Genomic DNA, 18,416 nt, shown 5'->3' on the forward strand with positions numbered 1-18,416 from the left:
TAACAAACTGTTTATTATCGGGGCTGTGATGACGACGAACACTCATTTCAGAGGTGATGCATTGAAAAAGGTTTGGCTTAACCGTTATCCCGCGGATGTCCCTGCGGAGATCAATCCTGACCGTTATCAATCCCTGATTGAATTATTTGAACACTCGGTACGGCGTTACGCTGACCAGCCTGCATTTGTGAATATGGGCGAAGTGATGACCTTCCGTAAGCTGGAAGAGCGCAGCCGGGCGTTTGCAGCCTATTTACAGGAAGGGTTGGGCTTGCAGAAAGGGGATCGCGTCGCGCTGATGATGCCAAACCTGCTGCAATACCCGGTGGCGCTGTTCGGGATCCTCAGGGCAGGGATGATCGTGGTTAACGTTAACCCGCTCTATACCCCGCGCGAGCTGGAACATCAGTTGAATGACAGCGGCGCGGCGGCGATTGTGATTGTCTCCAACTTTGCCCACACGCTGGAAAAAGTCGTTGAAAGAACCCAGGTTAAACACGTCATCCTGACGCGCATGGGCGACCAGCTCTCTACCGCGAAAGGTACGCTGGTCAACTTTGTCGTTAAATACGTTAAGCGGCTGGTGCCGAAATACCACCTGCCGGATGCCATCTCTTTCCGCCGCGCCCTGCATGCGGGCTACCGGATGCAGTACGTGAAGCCGGAGATCGTGTCCGAGGATCTGGCATTTCTGCAATACACGGGCGGTACCACCGGCGTGGCGAAAGGGGCGATGCTGACCCACCGAAATATGCTGGCGAACCTTGAGCAGGTTAATGCCACCTACGGGCCGCTGCTGCACCCGGGCAAGGAGCTGGTGATCACCGCGCTTCCGCTGTATCACATTTTTGCGCTGACCATGAACTGCCTGCTGTTTATTGAGCTTGGCGGTCAAAACGTATTGATCACCAACCCGCGCGACATTCCGGGGCTGGTCAAAGAGCTGGCGAAATACCCGTTCACCGCCATGACTGGCGTGAACACCCTGTTTAACGCGCTGCTTAACAATAAAGAGTTCCAGCAGCTCGATTTCTCCACGCTGCACCTCTCTGCGGGTGGCGGGATGCCAGTTCAGCAGGCGGTTGCCGAGCGCTGGGTGAAACTCACCGGGCAGTATCTGCTGGAAGGCTATGGCCTGACGGAGTGCGCCCCGCTGGTCAGCGTTAACCCGCATGATATCGACTATCACAGCGGCAGTATCGGTCTGCCGGTCCCGTCGACGGAAGCAAAACTGGTGGATGATGAGGATAACGAAGTGCCTCACGGCGAGCCAGGAGAGCTGTGCGTCAGAGGGCCGCAGGTGATGCTGGGCTACTGGCAACGTCCGGATGCCACGGATGAGATCATCAAAGACGGCTGGCTGCACACGGGCGACATCGCGGTGATGGATGACGAAGGCTTCCTGCGCATCGTCGATCGCAAGAAAGATATGATCCTGGTGTCAGGGTTCAACGTCTATCCGAACGAAATCGAAGACGTGGTGATGCAGCACAGCGGCGTGCTGGAAGTAGCGGCGGTGGGCGTTCCCTCCGGCAGCAGCGGTGAAGCGGTGAAGATATTTGTGGTCAAGAAAGATCCTTCTCTGACCGAGGATGCGCTGATAACGTTTTGTCGCCGTCAGCTGACGGGCTATAAAGTGCCGAAGCTAGTGGAATTCCGGGATGAGCTGCCGAAATCCAACGTCGGGAAGATATTACGACGAGAATTACGTGACGAAGCCCGTGCCAAAGTGGACAATAAGGCCTGAGCTTCACGTTAATCGCCCAGACGCCGGTTAATCCGGCGTTTTTTATGGGCGCAAACAAAAGAGAGTCCGATTTGAATTACCAGATGATCACTACCAACGACGAGCTGGCTTCGCTGTGCGAGGTGACGCGTGAATTTCCCGCTATCGCCCTGGATACGGAATTTGTCCGCACCCGAACGTACTATCCGCAGCTGGGTCTGATTCAGATGTATGACGGCAAACACGTGTCGTTGATTGACCCCCTCGGCATTACCGACTGGGCACCAATGCGCGAGCTGTTGCTGGATACCGCCGTGACCAAATATCTGCACGCGGGCAGTGAAGATCTGGAAGTATTTCTCAACACCTTTGGCATCATGCCGCAGCCGCTGATTGATACCCAGATCCTCGCGGCGTTCAGCGGTCGTCCGCTCTCCTGGGGTTTTGCGGCGATGGTGGAAGAGTACACCGGTCTGACGCTGGATAAGAGCGAATCGCGTACCGACTGGCTCGCGCGCCCGCTGACGGCGCGTCAGCTTGAATACGCCGCGGCAGACGTCTTTTATCTTCTTCCAATTGCCGGCCAGCTCATGAAAGAGGCTGAGGCGTCCGGTTGGCTGTCTGCCGCACTGGACGAGTGCCGCATGACGCAGCAGCGTCGCCAGGAAGTGGTTGATCCGAAAGAAGCCTGGCGTGACATCACTAACGCCTGGCAGCTGCGCACCCGTCAACTGGCCTGTCTGCAATTGCTGGCTGACTGGCGTCTGCGTAAAGCGCGTGAGCGCGATCTGGCGGTTAACTTCGTGGTGCGTGAAGAACACCTGTGGGCGGTGGCGCGCTATATGCCGGGTAGCCTTGGTGAACTGGACAGCATTGGCCTTTCCGGAAGTGAGATCCGTTTCCACGGTAAAACGCTGCTCGCGCTGGTAGAGAAAGCTCAGCAACTGCCGGAGGACGCACTGCCAGAACCGCTGCTTAACCTGATGGATATGCCGGGCTACCGTAAGGCGTTCAAAGACATCAAAGCGCTGGTGCAGACGGTGGCGGGGGAAAGCAAACTGAGTGCCGAACTGCTGGCTTCACGTCGTCAGATTAACCAGCTGCTGAACTGGCACTGGAAGTTGAAACCGCAAAATGGTTTACCGGAACTGGTCGCCGGATGGCGGGGGGAACTGATGGCCGAACGCCTGAATACCCTGCTGGAAGGGTATCCGCGCTAAAGAATTGTAGCCCCGGTAAGCGCAGCGCCACCGGGGAAATTGCCGGGCGGCGCGATGCTTACCCGGCCTACAAAACCACAAACGGATTAACGCGACTCTTCCGCTTCCGGAAGCGTCACGTTCAGCTCCAGAATCGAAATATCCCCGTCTTTTTGCTCCAGCTGAACGGTGACCATTTCCGGGTCAATCTGCACGTATTTGCAGATCACTTCCAGAATGTCTTTGCGCAGCTGCGGCAGGTAGTGCGGTTCGGCGTCGCTACGACGACGTTCCGCCACAATGATTTGCAGACGTTCTTTTGCGATGTTGGCGGTGCTTTTTTTCCGCGAGAGAAAAAAGTCCAGTAATGCCATAACTTATCCTCCGAACAGGCGTTTGAGGAAACCTTTCTTCTCTTCTTCAATGAAGCGGAAAGGACGTTCTTCTCCCAGCAGACGGTCAACGGTATCCGCATACGCTTTACCTGCGTCTGCCTGTGTATCCAGGATCACGGGCTCGCCCTGGTTAGAGGCGCGCAACACGGACTGATCTTCCGGGATCACGCCAACCAGTTTGATGCGCAGGATCTCCAGCACGTCTTCCATGCTCAGCATGTCACCTTTGTTCACCCGGCCCGGGTTGTAGCGGGTCAGCAGCAGGTGCTCTTTGATTGGCTCCTGGCCATTTTCCGCGCGACGGGATTTCGAGGCCAGAATGCCGAGAATACGGTCGGAGTCACGTACTGACGAGACTTCCGGGTTGGTGGTGATGATGGCTTCATCCGCGAAGTAGAGCGCCATCAAAGCCCCTGTTTCGATACCGGCCGGGGAGTCGCAGACCACGAAGTCGAACTCCATCTTTTTCAGATCGTCGAGCACCTTTTCCACGCCTTCGCGGGTCAGGGCGTCTTTATCACGGGTCTGGGACGCCGGAAGAATGTAGAGGTTCTCGGTACGCTTATCTTTAATCAGCGCCTGGTTAAGGGTGGCATCGCCCTGAATGACGTTCACGAAGTCATACACCACGCGACGCTCGCAACCCATGATCAGGTCCAGGTTACGCAGACCGATATCGAAGTCGATTACGACGGTTTTCTTTCCCTTCTGGGCCAAACCAGTAGCGATGGCCGCGCTGGAGGTGGTCTTGCCAACGCCTCCTTTACCCGAAGTCACAACAATAATGCGTGCCATAGAAATTCCTTGTTAAAAGGGATCAATTTAACGGTTGAACGGTCAAAGCGTTATCTGCCAGTTGCAGACGGGCCGCTTTGCCATAAAATTCGGCTGGGATTTTATCGCTCAGCCAATATTCACCTGCGATAGACACCAGTTCTGCCGTCAGGTGAGTACAAAAAATTTGTGCTTCTCGATCGCCGCTGGCGCCCGCAAGCGCACGCCCACGCATCATACCGTAAACGTGAATATTGCCATCTGCAATCAGTTCTGCGCCCGCACTGACGTGGCTTGTAACAATCAGATCACAGTTTGGCGCATAAATGCGCTGACCGGAACGAACCGGCAGATCAATCAATCGCGTTTTTGTGACTGGGGCTACATTTTGCGCCGGAGGCGGGGGAGCGGGAACGGTTGCAGGCGTTGCACGCGGGGCTTTTTCTTTGCCCTCGTTCAACAAGGGCAAACCCGCGCGTTCAATTTCGGCTTTTAACTCTGCGTCTTTGCAGCCGCTAATACCCACGATGCGCAACCCCGTGGAGACGACGGCCTGCTGGAGTCGCTTCCAGTTAACCGGCCCCTCAAGGTCGCTTACATTGACGACGACAGGAGCATGCTTAAGAAAAGCGGGAGCCTGCGCGATTTTGTCTTCTAACGCCTGACGAATAACCTCGGGTTTTGCATCATGCAAATGAACCACTGATAAGGTGAAGCTACTGCCTTTAAGCTCGATGGGCGTATTTGACATCCTGGCCTTACTCAATTTGCTATTAACCGCAACACATCGCCGCGATATTCCGAAGAGTATCAGGCATGTTATAGTCAGGAGTATATTGAGGCAAGCAACCACCCGTTAATTCAGAGTAAAAACATGTTTTGTGTGATCTACAGAAGTACCAGCCGCGACCAGACCTACCTTTATGTCGAAAAGAAAGACGATTTTTCCCGCGTGCCTGAAGAATTAATGAAAAGCTTTGGCCGACCGCAGCTGGCGATGCTGCTGCCGCTGGACGGCCGTAAGAAGCTGGTGAACGCCGATCTTGAGAAAGTCAAAAAGGCGTTAATCGAGCAGGGCTATTATTTACAGCTTCCGCCGCCACCGGAGAATTTATTAAAACAGCACCTTGAGCTGAGCGGAAAGAAATAAGCCCGGGTCCTTCCGGGAACAACTCATCAACCGATTAGGGGTCGACCATGTATCAACATCATAACTGGCAAGGTGCATTACTGGATTATCCCGTCAGCAAAGTGGTCTGCGTGGGCAGCAACTATGCAAAACATATTCAGGAGATGGGCAGCGCCGTGCCGGAAGAGCCGGTTCTGTTTATTAAGCCAGAAACCGCACTGTGCGATATTCGCCAGCCGCTGGTTCTGCCGCAGGGACTGGGCTCGGTGCATCATGAAGTGGAGCTGGCGGTGCTGATCGGCGCGACGCTGCGCCAGGCAACTGAAGAGCATGTAGAGAAAGCGATTGCGGGTTACGGTGTCGCGCTCGACCTGACGCTGCGTGACGTCCAGGGCAAAATGAAGAAAGCGGGGCAGCCGTGGGAAAAAGCCAAGGGTTTTGATAATTCATGCCCGATTTCCGGTTTCGTTCCGGTGAGTGAATTTACCGACGATCCGCAGAACACGCCGCTCAGCCTGAAGGTCAACGGCGAGATCCGCCAGCAGGGAACAACCGCTGACATGATCCATAAGATCGTTCCGCTGATTGCCTACATGAGCCGCTTCTTCACCCTGAAACCTGGCGACGTGATCCTCACCGGCACTCCGGAAGGTGTGGGGCCGCTGCTTAGCGGCGACGAACTGGACGTCAGTTTTAACGGCCTGTCGCTGAAAACCCGCGTGCTGTAAAAGCACCTTGCCGCCTGAAAAGGGCGGCAAAACTTGCATCAACGTGCCAGACTCGTTATAAGGTGCGCTCTATTTTGACGTGTGGACATCCCGATGAACGACATTCCTTTCTGGCAAAGCAAAACTCTCGACGACATGACCGACGCGGAGTGGGAATCGTTGTGTGACGGCTGTGGGCAGTGCTGCCTGCATAAGCTGATGGATGAAGATTCGGACGAGATCTATTTCACCAACGTAGCCTGCAAGCAGTTAAACATCAAAACCTGCCAGTGCCGCAACTATGAGCGCCGTTTCGAATATGAGCCGGACTGCATCAAGTTAACCCGTGAAAATCTGCCGACCTTTGAGTGGCTGCCGCATACCTGCGCGTATCGCCTGCTGGCGGAAGGAAAAGATCTGCCCACATGGCATCCGCTGTTGACGGGGTCGAAAGCGGCGATGCACGGTGAACGTATTTCCGTGCGCCACATTGCGGTGAAAGAGTCCGAGGTGCGCGACTGGGAAGACCACATTATGAATCACCCTAATCGGTGACAATAAAAAACCCGCCGAGGCGGGTTTTTTATTGTGCGCAATTTTGTCGGGTGGCGCTGCGCTTACCCGATCTACAAAACTGACGTTGCCGTTTTGCTTTTACCTTCCAAAAAGATCGCGTTTCTTTGGTCTGAACGGCTGGGCAATCAGCACCAGCAGCGCCACCACAAAGTAGGCGACAAAAATGCCCACCAGCCACTGCGGCATCTCCAGCGTCAGGAACTCCCACTGGCGTACAGAGCAGTCACCGGAGGCCACAAACACCTGCGGCAGCCATTTATCCAGCGGCAGCCAGCTCGGGAAGCGGGCGGCAAAATCGCAGGTCATAAACGGCGACGGGTGAAGCTGCATCTGGGTGTGCTCCCAGGCAAGCGCAATCCCTTTCCCGGCGCTGTATAGCCAGATGGCAATTGCCGCATAGCGTAACGGTGATTTGGGTGCAATCGCACCTACCAGACCCGCGCCCATAATGCCGAACAGCGCACAACGCTCATAAATACACAGTACGCAAGGTTTCAGCCCCATCACATGCTGAAACCACAGCGCGACCATTTCCAGCGCAAAGGCGGTCAGGGCCATCAACAACCACGCTCCGCGACCGCGTGAGCACTGGTTCAAAAATCGCAACATAATCATTTCCCTGGAACATGCTTAGACAGCGCAGTGTAAACGAATTTTAATGCGCCGCAAGTATACCTGCTTGCAATAACCATTGCGTACAGGGAACGAGAGTAATTTTGATGCACAGCAAACCAACCAGGGTAAGCACCAGCGTATACGGCAGCGCCATCCAGACCATTCTTCCATAAGAAAGTCGTATGAGTGGTGCCAGCGCCGAGGTCAGCAGGAAGAGGAATGCCGCCTGACCGTTCGGGGTTGCCACGGAGGGGAGGTTGGTTCCGGTGTTGATCGTCACCGCCAGCAGCTCGAACTGTTCACTGCTGACAATCCCTTGCTCCATCGCGGCTTTGGCCTCATTGATGTATACCGTCCCGACAAAGACGTTATCGGATATAGAGGACAACAGACCGTTAAACAAATAGAACAGCGTTAGCTGCGAATCTGGCGTAGCCTGAAGCACAAACGCGATGATCGGCGCGAACAGATGTTGGTCAATAATCACCGCCACGACCGCGAAAAACACCGCCAGCAGGGCGGTAAACGGCAGCGCTTCGGTAAAGGCTTTTCCGATAGCATGTTCGTCCGTAACGCCGCCCAGGCTGGTTGCAAGGATAATTACCGACAGGCCAATCAGCCCCACCTCGGCAAGGTGGAAGGCCAGCGCCGCGATAAGCCACACGCCGATGAAACCCTGTGCAATCAGGCGCAGCGTCTCCTGGCTCGTGCGTTGTTTGCGGCTCTGCTCGTCAAACTTATGCAGCTCCTGGCGGACCTGATCGGGCAACTTCGCGCCATACCCAAAGAGGTTGAATTTTTCGACCAGCACACAGGTGGCTAACCCGCAGACCAGCACGGGCACGCTGACGGGCGCCATGCGCAGGAAAAATTCGCCAAAATGCCACTCAGCCGCTTTGGCGATAATCAGGTTTTGCGGCTCCCCGACCATGGTCATCACGCCGCCCAGCGCCGTCCCCACGCCCGCATGCATCATCAGGCTGCGCAGAAACGCGCGGAACTGTTCCAGCACATCGCGGTTGTGCGCCTCAACGTGGCTGTCGTCCTGCAAGTTATCGCCGGGACGAGACGAGGCCACCCGGTGGTAAATCCCGTAAAAGCCGACGGCGACGCTGATCACCACCGCAACGACCGTCAGCGCATCCAGGAAGGCAGAGAGGAAGGCTGCGGCGAGGCAAAACGCCAGCGAGAGCAGCGTTTTCGACGGAATGCTCAGCAGCAAACGGGTGAAGATAAACAGCAGAAGCTGCTTCATAAAGTAGATCCCCGCCACCATGAAGATCAGCAGCAGCAGGACTTCAAGATTCGACGCTATCTCGTTTTTAACATGCTCCGCGCTGGTCATTCCGATGACCACGGCTTCCAGCGCCAGCAGCCCGCCGGGCAACAGCGGATAGCACTTCAGCGCCATCGCCAGGGTAAAGATAAATTCTGCGACCAACATCCACCCGGCAACGAAGGGATCCAGCAAAAAGATAACGGGATTAACGACCAGGAATACCAGTAAAGTGAGTTTGTACCAGTCAGGTGACTGACCTAAAAAGTTGCGCCACAGCGCGCGCCCAAATGAAATTTCCACGACAGACGTCCTTTACCCGTCAAATAAGACAAGACATCAGTATACGCAAAAATGGCGGCAGAGCGGGGGATTAAGCCATTTGTAAATTTCATAAAAATGAAACGGCGATCCCTCTTTTCTGTCTCTGCTGCGCTATCTGCCTCTGCGCGCCTCTGGTATGATGAGTGCAATTTGCTAAAGCTGTGTAATGGAAATCTCACTATGGTCATTAAGGCGCAGAGCCCGGCGGGTTTCGCGGAAGAGTACATCATTGAAAGCATCTGGAATAATCGTTTCCCTGCGGGATCAATTCTACCTGCTGAACGCGAACTCTCTGAACTGATTGGCGTCACCCGTACCACGCTGCGAGAAGTGCTCCAGCGTCTGGCGCGCGATGGCTGGTTGACGATACAGCATGGCAAACCCACTAAGGTGAACAACTTCTGGGAAACGTCCGGGCTGAACATTCTGGAAACGCTGGCGCGTCTCGACCACGAAAGCGTACCGCAGCTGATTGATAATCTGCTTTCCGTGCGCACCAACATCGCCACCATTTTCATCCGCACCGCGTTTCGTCAGCATCCTGAAGATGCGCTGAAGGTGCTTGCCACCGCTAATGAGGTGGAAGACCACGCGGATGCCTTTGCGACCCTGGATTACAATGTGTTCCGCGGTCTGGCGTTTGCTTCCGGCAATCCGGTTTACGGTCTGATCCTGAATGGAATGAAAGGGTTATATACGCGCATTGGTCGTCACTACTTTGCTAACCCTGAAGCCCGCAGCCTGGCGCTCGGCTTCTACCATAAACTGAGCAAACTCTGCACCGAAGGGCTGCACGATCAGGTCTATGAAACGGTGCGTCGTTACGGCCACGACTCCGGTGAAATCTGGCACCGGATGCAGAAAACGCTGCCGGGTGATTTAGCGATTCAGAGTCGCTAAAATAAAAAACCTCTCGATTGAGAGGTTTTTTTTCGCCCGGTGGTGCTTTGCTTACCGGGCCTACAAAACCCGTAGGCCGGGTAAGGCGTAGCCGCCATCCGGCAACAAACTACAGCGTATTCAACCGCGCCGGACACCGGTCCAGCAGCTCCACGCTGCCATCTTCGTTCTGCTGCTCCAGCAACACGTCAAATCCCCACAGGCGATGCACATGCTTCAGCACTTCCTTACGCCCCTTATCCAGCGGCGCGCGGTTGTGCGGAATATAGCGCAACGTCAGGGAGCGGTCGCCGCGCAGATCCACGTTCCAGACCTGAATGTTCGGTTCAAGATTACTCAGGTTGTACTGGGATGACAGGCGCGAGCGGATCTCGCGATAACCCTCTTCGTTGTGGATCGCGGAGATCTCCAGGTAGTTGTTGCGGTCATCATCCAGTACGGTGAAGAAGCGGAAATCACGCATGATCTTCGGCGACATGAACTGGCTGATAAAGCTTTCATCCTTAAAATCACGCATCGCGAAGTGCAGCGTTTCCAGCCAGTCGGAACCGGCAATATCCGGGAACCAGTATTTGTCCTCTTCGGTGGGCGACTGACAAATACGCTTGATATCCTGGAACATGGCAAAGCCGAGCGCGTACGGGTTAATGCCGCTGTACCACGGGCTGTTATATGCCGGCTGGAATACCACGTTGGTGTGGCTGTGCAGAAACTCCATCATAAACCGCTCGGTGACTTTTCCTTCGTCGTACAGGTGGTTAAGAATGGTGTAGTGCCAGAAGGTCGCCCAGCCTTCGTTCATCACCTGGGTCTGCTTCTGCGGATAGAAATACTGGCTCACCTTGCGCACGATGCGCAGGATCTCACGCTGCCACGGCTCCAGCAGTGGGGCGTTTTTCTCCATAAAGTAGAGCAGGTTTTCCTGCGGCTCGGAAGGGTAGCGACGCGCCTCGGCGACGGTTTTCTCCTCTTCACGTTTCGGCAGGGTGCGCCACAGCATATTCACCTGGCTTTGCAGATACTCCTCGCGGCTCTTCTGCCGGGCTTTCTCTTCCTGCAATGAGATCTTCTGCGGACGCTTATAACGATCAACGCCGTAGTTCATCAGCGCGTGGCAGGAGTCCAGCAGCTTCTCCACCTCGTCCACGCCGTAGCGCTCTTCGCAGTCGGTAATGTATTTGCGGGCGAAGATCAGGTAATCGACGATGGAGCTGGCGTCCGTCCAGCTGCGGAACAGATAGTTATTTTTGAAGAACGAGTTATGTCCATAGCAGGCGTGCGCCATCACCAGCGCCTGCATGGTAATGGTGTTCTCTTCCATCAGATAGGCAATACACGGGTTAGAGTTAATGACGATTTCATACGCCAGTCCCTGCTGCCCGTGCTTATACAGCCGCTCTGTCTCAATGAATTTTTTGCCAAACGACCAGTGCGGATAGTTAATTGGCATCCCGACGCTGGAGTAAGCGTCCATCATCTGTTCCGAGGTGATGACTTCAATCTGATGGGGATAGGTATCCAGACGATAGAGTTTGGCCACCCGGTCGATCTCCGCCAGGTAGACATCCAGCAACTCGAAGGTCCAGTCGGGTCCATCGCTCAGACGGGTGCTGTCCCTGGACATGGAATCTAGTGTAGCCATTAGCGCGCCCTCGTTGTTGGTCGCTCTCTCTGACTGGAGAGCCTCCTTTCAAGCATAGATCACCCCATTCAAATACGCGGGGCGCAGAAATTTTTTCTTTGCGATTTAGCGTTTTCGATACGGCAAATAAAGCGGTTCTCACAGAATTTTCTACTGGTTAAAAATAACGCGCAGCAGGAGATCCCAAATAAGCGCCATCCTCTGATACAGCGGGATATGTGAGTTGAGTCACCATAAAAAAGTCATATGTTGAATAATATTTTCAACTAGGTTATCAATCTGTAATTAGATGATTGTTCTTTTGCTCATAATGGAGTGGCTATGCGTGTTGTCATACTGGGAAGTGGTGTCGTTGGCGTAACCAGCGCCTGGTATTTAAGTCAGGCGGGACATGAGGTTACCGTTATCGATCGCGAATCCGGTCCGGCGCTGGAAACCAGTGCGGCGAATGCGGGGCAAATCTCTCCGGGCTACGCTGCGCCGTGGGCGGCCCCGGGCGTTCCGCTGAAGGCGATCAAATGGATGTTTCAGCGACATGCGCCGTTGGCGATAAGTCTTGACGGCACGCAGTTCCAGCTTAAATGGATGTGGCAGATGCTGCGCAACTGCGACACCCGCCACTATATGGAAAACAAGGGGCGTATGGTGCGGCTGGCGGAATACAGCCGCGACTGCCTGAAGGCGCTGCGTGCCTCAACGGGCATCGAATATGAAGGGCGTCAGGGCGGCACGCTTCAGCTGTTCCGTACCGCGCAACAGTACGAAAACGCGACCCGCGATATCGCCGTGCTTGAAGATGCGGGCGTACCGTATCAGCTGCTGGAAGCCAGCCAGCTGGCGCAGGTGGAGCCAGCGCTTGCCGAGGTCGCGCACAAGCTGACGGGCGGTCTGCGTTTACCGAACGATGAAACCGGCGACTGCAAGCTTTTCACCCAGCGTCTGGCGCGCATGTGTGAGCAGGCCGGGGTGAAATTCCGCTTCAATACTTCTGTCGACAAACTGCTGTCGGAAGGGGAGAAGATTTACGGCGTGAAGTGTGGGGAAGAGGTAATTAAAGCCGATGCCTACGTGATGGCGTTTGGCTCCTACTCAACCGCAATGCTGAAAGGCATCCTGGATATCCCGGTCTATCCGCTGAAAGGCTACTCCCTGACCATTCCTGTGAAAGAGGACAGCGGCGCGCCGGTCTCGACCATTCTCGATGAAACCTACAAAATCGCCATCACCCGCTTCGATAACCGGATCCGCGTCGGCGGCATGGCGGAAATCGTAGGCTTCAATACCGAGCTGCTCAAACCGCGTCGTGAAACGCTGGAGATGGTCGTGGGCGATCTCTTCCCGCGCGGCGGCTTCATTGAGCAGGCAACGTTCTGGACCGGCCTGCGCCCAATGACCCCGGACGGCACGCCAATTGTGGGCCGTACGCCATATAAAAATCTGTGGACCAACACCGGCCACGGCACGCTTGGCTGGACCATGGCCTGCGGTTCGGGCCAACTGCTGAGCGACCTGATCTCCGGGCGGACGCCGGCAATTCCGTTTGACGATTTGAGCGCCGCACGCTATCAATCAGGGTTTACCCCATCGCGTCCACAACACCTGCACGGCGCGCATAATTAAGGAGTCGTCATGTCCCGTCCCATTCTGGCCCAGCTGGATTTGCAGGCGCTGAAGGATAACCTGCAAATTGTTCGCCGTGCTGCGCCGGGTTCTCGTGTCTGGTCGGTGGTGAAAGCCAACGCCTACGGTCATGGTATCGACCGTATCTGGAGTGCGCTCGGCGGCACCGATGGTTTTGCCTTGCTGAATCTGGAAGAGGCCATCCTGCTGCGCGAGCGCGGCTGGAAAGGACCGATCCTTCTGCTGGAAGGATTCTTTCATGCGCAGGATCTGCCTCTGCTGGATAAGTACCGCCTGACGACCAGCGTTCACAGTAACTGGCAGATCAAGGCCATCCAGGACGCGAAGCTGCATGCCCCGCTGGATATCTATCTCAAAGTGAACAGCGGGATGAACCGTCTGGGCTTCCAGCCTGAACGGGTGCATACGGTCTGGCAGCAGCTTCGTGCGCTGAAAAACGTCGGTGAGATGACGCTGATGGCGCACTTCGCCGATGCGGAAAAGCCGGACGGCATTGCCGATGCCATGGTCCGCATTGAGCAGGCGGCAGAAGGTCTGGACTGTCCGCGCTCGCTGTCGAACTCAGCGGCAACGCTCTGGCATCCCGAGGCGCACTACAACTGGGTACGTCCGGGGATCGTACTGTACGGCGCGTCACCCTCAGGTCAGTGGCAGGATATTGCCAACAGCGGCCTGAAGCCGGTGATGACGTTACGAAGCGAGATTATCGGCGTGCAAACCCTGAAAGCGGGCGATACGGTGGGCTATGGCAGCCGCTATCGGGCAGCAGGTGAACAGCGCATCGGTATCGTGGCGGGGGGCTATGCAGATGGTTATCCGCGCATCGCCCCGAGCGGCACGCCGGTGTGGGTCGATGGCGTGCGCACCGGCACGGTAGGCACCGTCTCCATGGATATGCTGGCCATCGATTTGACGCCGTGTCCCCAGGCGGGCATCGGATCGCCGGTTGAGCTGTGGGGCAACGAGGTTAAAATTGATGATGTGGCCGCTGCGGCGGGCACCGTCGGGTATGAATTGATGTGCGCGCTGGCGCCAAGAGTGCCTGTTGTGACGGTGTAACTTGTGTGTGTGTGCCGGGTGGCGGCTTCGCCTTACCCGGCCTACAAAAGCCCGAACGTAGGCCGGGTAAGCGTTAGCGCCACCCGGCAAAAAAGCAGCTACTCCGCCTCCTCCTCCATTGGCCTTACGCCGACTTTGCGCACCGCGTTATCTTCTTTCTCCGCTACCGTCCAGATCATCCCGGCAAACTCCACCTGGTCACCGACGACCGGCGCAGCCCCTAATAATTGCTGAATAATTTCACCCAGTGTTTGCTGGTTATCGCGATTCTCCAGTCCACCTTCCAGGCCATAAATCAGCGCCACATCCGCAAAGCGGGCGCTGGCTTCGAGGATAAAATCGCCGAAGAAACGCTGATCCAGCGCCACCGGGGGCGACTGGCTGAACAGCTTGCCGAGGGCCGGCAGGTCGCGCTCGCGGCCAATCACGCAGAGGATATCGTTCTCACGCAGCCGCGTGCTGCCGGTCGGGTGAAGCAGGGCGTTATCCCGGAACAGGGCGGCAATGCGCGTTTCAGCGGGCATATGCAGATCGCGCAGGGACGCGCCCACGCACCACTTATCGGCGCTTAGCTGGTAGACAAACTGTTCCCAGGGATTCTCAGGGTGAATATCCAGCCCCACGCGGGAGACCGGCCAGCCAATGGGCGGTACCACCACTTTGGCTTTTTTCGCCGCCCAGCCCAGCGACGTCCCCTGGAACAGCAGCGACACCAGCACCACGAAGAAGGCGACGTTGAAGAACAGACGGGCGTTGTCCAGCCCGGCCATCATAGGGAACACTGCCAGAATAATCGGCACCGCGCCGCGCAGCCCCACCCAACTGATAAATATCCGCTCACGCAGGTTAAACCCGCGGAACGGCAGCAGCCCGGCAAACACCGACAGCGGACGGGCGAAGAAGATCATCCAGGCCGATAAAAGCAGCGCCGGTACGGCGATAGGCAGCAGGTCCGACGGCGTCACCAGCAGGCCCAGCACCAGGAACATGGCAATCTGCGCAAGCCAGGCCAGACCGTCGAAGTTCTGCAAGATGGCGTGACGGTTGCGAATCGGTCGGTTGCCCAACAGGAAACCGCAAAGGTAAACCGCCAGAATACCGCTGCCGTCCAGCGCGGTGGTGACGGCAAAGATCAGGATCCCACCGCTCAGGGCCAGCAGCGGGTAAAGGCCGGAAGGCAGCGTAATACGGTTAATCGTATGCTGTAACAGGTAACCGCCGCCGAGACCAATGATAATCCCGAGGCCAAACTGCTGGAGGATGTGCCAGGCGAACATCCAGCTCAGGCCGGTTTCGTGCTGCTGGATCATCTCAATCAGGGTAATGGTCAGGAACACCGCCATCGGATCGTTACTGCCGGATTCAATCTCAAGCGTGGAGCCCACGCGTTCGTTCAGCCCCTTGCCGCCGAGCAGTGAGAAAACCGCCGCCGCATCGGTAGAGCCGACAATCGCGCCAATCAGCAGGCCTTCCATTATATCGAGGTTAAACAGCCAGGCCGCCATCATGCCGGTCAGGCCGGAGGTGATCAGCACGCCGACGGTCGCCAGAGACAGCGCCGGGCCTAAGGCAACGCGAAACGAACTTGCCTGGGTGCGCATTCCGCCGTCCAGCAGAATCACCGCCAGCGCGAGGTTACTCACCATATAGGCGAAAGGGTAATTATCGAAGGGGATACCGCCGATACCGTCGATCCCGGCAAGCATGCCGATAGCCAGGAAAATGACAAGAATAGGTATGCCAAGACGCGATGAAAATGAACTTAATAAAATGCTAAAGGTTACCAGGATGGAACCCAGAATGAAAAGACTGATTATCGCTGTGGCACCCAATGTCGTCTTACTCCCACCTCAATGTGAACGCTGTTATTAAAACCCTAACATAATAACAACGTTAACTGCGTTTTATTGAGGGGGAATAACGGCTTTTTTATGCCTTTAAGACCGGATGACCGCTGATTGTTAACCGACTGCCTGAATTATCGTGTACAAGGTGCGCCTGGGCACCCAGCGGCAGGGTAACGGTTTGCTGCTCATGGCCGAAATCCAGACCGGCGATCACCGGGATATCCAGCCGGGAACGAATGAAATCAATCATCGTCTCCAGGGAATAGCCCGCATCGTAATCGTTGGGGGCTGAACCACTAAAACTGCCCAGCACAATGGCCGACTGCCGATCCAGAATCCCGGCGTGATACAGCTGCAACAGCATACGTTCGACGCGGAACGGGTGTTCGTTGATATCTTCCAGCACCAGTATGCCGTCCGTGATCTGCGGTAGCCACGGCGTTCCAATCAGCGACACCAGCATCGCGAGGTTGCCGCCCCACAGCTGTCCTTCACATTCCCAGTGCGGTCCATTGCCTTGCCACTCGACGGTGAACGTCGGGTTTTGCAGGGCGCGCCAGAAATGGTCCTGCGTAAACGCATCCAGCTCCGGCGCACCAAAGTTGCCGGCCAGCATCGGGCCGCTAAAGGTAATGACGTTATGCAACGCCAGCAGGCCGAGCTGGATCGCCGTGAAATCGCTGTGTCCGCAGATTAACAGCGGATCCTGCTGCTGGCGCGCGGCCAGCCCGGCCCAGTCGATGCTCTCCAGCAGCCGGCTTGCGCCATAGCCGCCGCGCACGGCCAGCACAATAGTGTTTTCACCTTCCAGCGTCGCCAGGCTGTTGATATCGCTCAGTCTCTGCGCCTCCGTACCGGCAAAACGCTGCATACGGCGGGGGATAATAGTCTGATTTTCTACCTGATGGCCCATTTCCAGCAGGCGCTGAACGCCCCGCTGTGCCGCCTCCTGGTTGATGCAGTAGCCTGACGGTGCGATGAGATGAAACTGAGGCATGGCAATTCCTTGCTGAATGAGAATCTAATTGTCTATATCATGCCGCTTATACGCCGCCTGCTTCAAGGGGCGACGTACCGCGATGACCGGCTATAAGGATAGATGACGTGAAATTGAGATGGTTTGCTTTTTTGATTGTGCTGCTCGCTGGCTGTAGTTCAAAACATGATTATCAAAATCCCCCCTGGAACCCTGAAGTGCCGGTAAAGCGGGCCATGCAGTGGATGCCGATCAGCGAACAAGCCGGGAAGGCCTGGGGCGTGAGCCCGCGTCTGATCACGGCGATCATTGCCGTGGAATCCGGTGGCAACCCGACGCTGGTGAGTAAATCGAATGCGGTGGGGCTGATGCAGTTAAAAGCCTCGACGGCGGGAAGAGAGGTCTATCGCTACATGGGCTGGAAGGGACAGCCATCCACCAGCGAGCTGAAAAACCCGGAACGTAATATCTCTATGGGAACCGCTTACCTGAGTATTCTCGAGCATGGCATTCTGAAGGGGATTGACGATCCGGAAGTGATGCAATATGCGCTGGTGGTGTCGTACGTTAACGGAGCCGGCGCGCTGCTCCGAACCTTCTCATCCGATCGCAAAGAGGCGATAGAAGAGATTAACGATATGGATAAAGATGAATTCTTCGAGCACGTTGTGAAGAATCATCCTTCAGCACAGGCTCCACGTTATATCTGGAAAGTACAGAAAGCGATGGACGCCATGTAACGCCTTTGTCGGGCGGCAGCATGCTGCCCGACGCCTTTCAGCGCACTTTGTTCGCGCGTTCCCGCGCTTCACGCTCCAGTGAGAAGATGATGCGCTGTAGTTCGCGTTCGGCGCCTGGCCCGACATTCAGAAAGCGAAAGCTCAGTCGCGGCGTGGTAATGGTTTCGTTTTTGCTGTCCACCACCTTACGCTCGCTGATGGCAATCAGCTGGGCGTCAAACCAGAAGCGTCCCCATCCGCCCATATCCAGCTCAATCTGACTAAAACGCATGCCTTCCACCAGTCCTTCCGGCTTCGGCGTATCCATTAACGCGCCCATCCCGCCCAGTGACAGGTCGAAGAGACGAAAGCGGATCTCTTTTTTGTCCGGCATTTTTGCCTTACAGAAATAGGCCGGGTGAAGCGGGGCGCTGATGCGAAAAAACTCGCGGCGTTGCACGAACCAGAGGTTAGCGGGCAGGGGAGCGATAAACGCAGGCAAACCCTGGTACGCGATCGTGGTCAGGCGGGGCAGCACAAACTCGACTTTCGCCCCCTGCGTTTCGGCCATCACCGAGAGGTTTTCTGCCTGGAGCGCGGCACGGTTTTCTTCGCTCTGGCTACCCAGATCCACGATCAGGTGTTCTGCCGTCACGTCCAGGATCTTGCTGATAAACTGGCTGGTTGACCAGTTGATGCGCAGCGGCACCTCGCCCTTTTTCAGGTCGCGTAACACTCCTAATACAGCCAGCGGATTTTGTTTCAGGAACTGCTCACTGTAGCTACTCACGCCAGATGGCTCCTCGATAGATGACAGACTGTCTCTGGGTTATCGGCACGCTGGCATGAAACTTAATACAAACGATCTGTTTTTCTCCCCCGATATTGATTTGCTAATGGAAATGATAATA

At 55.9% G+C, this 18,416-nt stretch carries 18 protein-coding genes; 9 read left to right on the forward strand and 9 right to left on the reverse strand.

What is annotated here, in order from left to right:
- Positions 1–61 precede the first annotated feature (61 nt).
- Both fadD and rnd read left to right on the forward strand, forming a co-directional pair.
- Positions 62–1,747: a long-chain-fatty-acid--CoA ligase FadD gene (fadD, locus tag H2Z33_RS17960; protein ID WP_017693264.1), complete on the forward strand. Its 1,686-nt coding sequence runs from the start codon at positions 62–64 to the stop codon at positions 1,745–1,747.
- A gap of 83 nt (positions 1,748–1,830) precedes the next feature.
- Entirely contained in the window at positions 1,831–2,946 is a 1,116-nt protein-coding gene (gene rnd / locus H2Z33_RS17965; RefSeq protein ID WP_122959317.1) for a ribonuclease D, read from the forward strand.
- 86 nt (positions 2,947–3,032) lie between these two features.
- On the opposite strand, the gene minE is transcribed toward rnd, so the two are convergent.
- From minE to minC, 3 genes are read right to left on the reverse strand one after another with little or no spacing between them, the layout of a single operon-like run.
- Positions 3,033–3,299 (reverse strand): cell division topological specificity factor MinE, encoded by a 267-nt coding sequence (gene minE / locus H2Z33_RS17970; RefSeq protein WP_003859937.1) that lies wholly within the window; start codon positions 3,297–3,299, stop codon positions 3,033–3,035.
- Positions 3,300–3,302: 3 nt separating this feature from the next.
- The gene (minD, locus tag H2Z33_RS17975; RefSeq protein WP_003859938.1) at positions 3,303–4,115 is read right to left on the reverse strand and encodes a septum site-determining protein MinD; all 813 of its coding nucleotides are present in this window, start codon (positions 4,113–4,115) and stop codon (positions 3,303–3,305) included.
- Positions 4,116–4,137: 22 nt separating this feature from the next.
- Entirely contained in the window at positions 4,138–4,845 is a 708-nt protein-coding gene (minC, locus tag H2Z33_RS17980) for a septum site-determining protein MinC (protein ID WP_015570311.1), read from the reverse strand.
- A gap of 123 nt (positions 4,846–4,968) precedes the next feature.
- Between minC and H2Z33_RS17985 the strand changes: the two genes are divergently transcribed.
- The 3 genes from H2Z33_RS17985 (at position 4,969) to H2Z33_RS17995 (ending at position 6,485) form a co-directional block, all read left to right on the forward strand.
- Entirely contained in the window at positions 4,969–5,244 is a 276-nt protein-coding gene (locus H2Z33_RS17985; protein ID WP_015570312.1) for a YcgL domain-containing protein, read from the forward strand.
- A 47-nt stretch (positions 5,245–5,291) separates the two neighbouring features.
- A complete protein-coding gene (locus H2Z33_RS17990) occupies positions 5,292–5,951 on the forward strand; it encodes a fumarylacetoacetate hydrolase family protein (protein WP_032619529.1) in 660 nt (219 codons plus the stop codon).
- A gap of 93 nt (positions 5,952–6,044) precedes the next feature.
- The gene (locus tag H2Z33_RS17995) at positions 6,045–6,485 is read left to right on the forward strand and encodes a YcgN family cysteine cluster protein (RefSeq protein WP_015570314.1); all 441 of its coding nucleotides are present in this window, start codon (positions 6,045–6,047) and stop codon (positions 6,483–6,485) included.
- Positions 6,486–6,584: 99 nt separating this feature from the next.
- Here H2Z33_RS17995 and dsbB read toward each other — a convergent pair whose 3' ends face one another.
- Positions 6,585–7,115: a disulfide bond formation protein DsbB gene (gene dsbB, locus H2Z33_RS18000; protein WP_063134697.1), complete on the reverse strand. Its 531-nt coding sequence runs from the start codon at positions 7,113–7,115 to the stop codon at positions 6,585–6,587.
- 46 nt (positions 7,116–7,161) lie between these two features.
- Positions 7,162–8,700 carry a Na(+)/H(+) antiporter NhaB gene (gene nhaB / locus H2Z33_RS18005; RefSeq protein WP_063134696.1) on the reverse strand — a complete coding sequence of 513 codons (1,539 nt, stop codon included), beginning with the start codon at positions 8,698–8,700 and terminating at the stop codon, positions 7,162–7,164.
- Between the two features lie 201 nt (positions 8,701–8,901).
- Between nhaB and fadR the strand changes: the two genes are divergently transcribed.
- Positions 8,902–9,621: a fatty acid metabolism transcriptional regulator FadR gene (gene fadR, locus H2Z33_RS18010; RefSeq protein WP_015570315.1), complete on the forward strand. Its 720-nt coding sequence runs from the start codon at positions 8,902–8,904 to the stop codon at positions 9,619–9,621.
- 109 nt (positions 9,622–9,730) lie between these two features.
- On the opposite strand, the gene H2Z33_RS18015 is transcribed toward fadR, so the two are convergent.
- The gene (locus H2Z33_RS18015) at positions 9,731–11,263 is read right to left on the reverse strand and encodes a SpoVR family protein (protein WP_017384314.1); all 1,533 of its coding nucleotides are present in this window, start codon (positions 11,261–11,263) and stop codon (positions 9,731–9,733) included.
- Positions 11,264–11,584: 321 nt separating this feature from the next.
- Here H2Z33_RS18015 and H2Z33_RS18020 point away from each other — a divergent pair, with 321 nt between their 5' ends.
- Together H2Z33_RS18020 and dadX are read left to right on the forward strand one after the other, a co-directional pair.
- Positions 11,585–12,883: a D-amino acid dehydrogenase gene (locus H2Z33_RS18020; RefSeq protein ID WP_047637129.1), complete on the forward strand. Its 1,299-nt coding sequence runs from the start codon at positions 11,585–11,587 to the stop codon at positions 12,881–12,883.
- A 9-nt stretch (positions 12,884–12,892) separates the two neighbouring features.
- Complete coding sequence (gene dadX, locus H2Z33_RS18025; protein WP_032653929.1) at positions 12,893–13,963, forward strand: catabolic alanine racemase DadX; 1,071 nt, start codon at positions 12,893–12,895, stop codon at positions 13,961–13,963.
- Between the two features lie 98 nt (positions 13,964–14,061).
- Here dadX and H2Z33_RS18030 read toward each other — a convergent pair whose 3' ends face one another.
- Together H2Z33_RS18030 and ldcA are read right to left on the reverse strand one after the other, a co-directional pair.
- Complete coding sequence (locus tag H2Z33_RS18030; protein WP_017384312.1) at positions 14,062–15,795, reverse strand: potassium/proton antiporter; 1,734 nt, start codon at positions 15,793–15,795, stop codon at positions 14,062–14,064.
- A gap of 97 nt (positions 15,796–15,892) precedes the next feature.
- On the reverse strand, positions 15,893–16,807 hold the full coding sequence (ldcA, locus tag H2Z33_RS18035; protein ID WP_032648575.1) for a muramoyltetrapeptide carboxypeptidase: 915 nt from the start codon (positions 16,805–16,807) through the stop codon (positions 15,893–15,895).
- A 107-nt stretch (positions 16,808–16,914) separates the two neighbouring features.
- Between ldcA and emtA the strand changes: the two genes are divergently transcribed.
- Positions 16,915–17,526, forward strand: coding sequence for a membrane-bound lytic murein transglycosylase EmtA (gene emtA, locus H2Z33_RS18040; RefSeq protein WP_017384310.1), 612 nt, complete (start codon positions 16,915–16,917; stop codon positions 17,524–17,526).
- Positions 17,527–17,563: 37 nt separating this feature from the next.
- Here the strand turns inward: emtA and ycgR are convergent, their stop codons facing one another.
- The gene (gene ycgR / locus H2Z33_RS18045; protein ID WP_063134694.1) at positions 17,564–18,295 is read right to left on the reverse strand and encodes a flagellar brake protein YcgR; all 732 of its coding nucleotides are present in this window, start codon (positions 18,293–18,295) and stop codon (positions 17,564–17,566) included.
- Positions 18,296–18,416: the final 121 nt, after the last annotated feature.

This window comes from Enterobacter sp. YSU (genome assembly GCF_016082135.1).
GTDB classification, from domain to species: Bacteria; Pseudomonadota; Gammaproteobacteria; order Enterobacterales; family Enterobacteriaceae; genus Enterobacter; species Enterobacter hormaechei_C.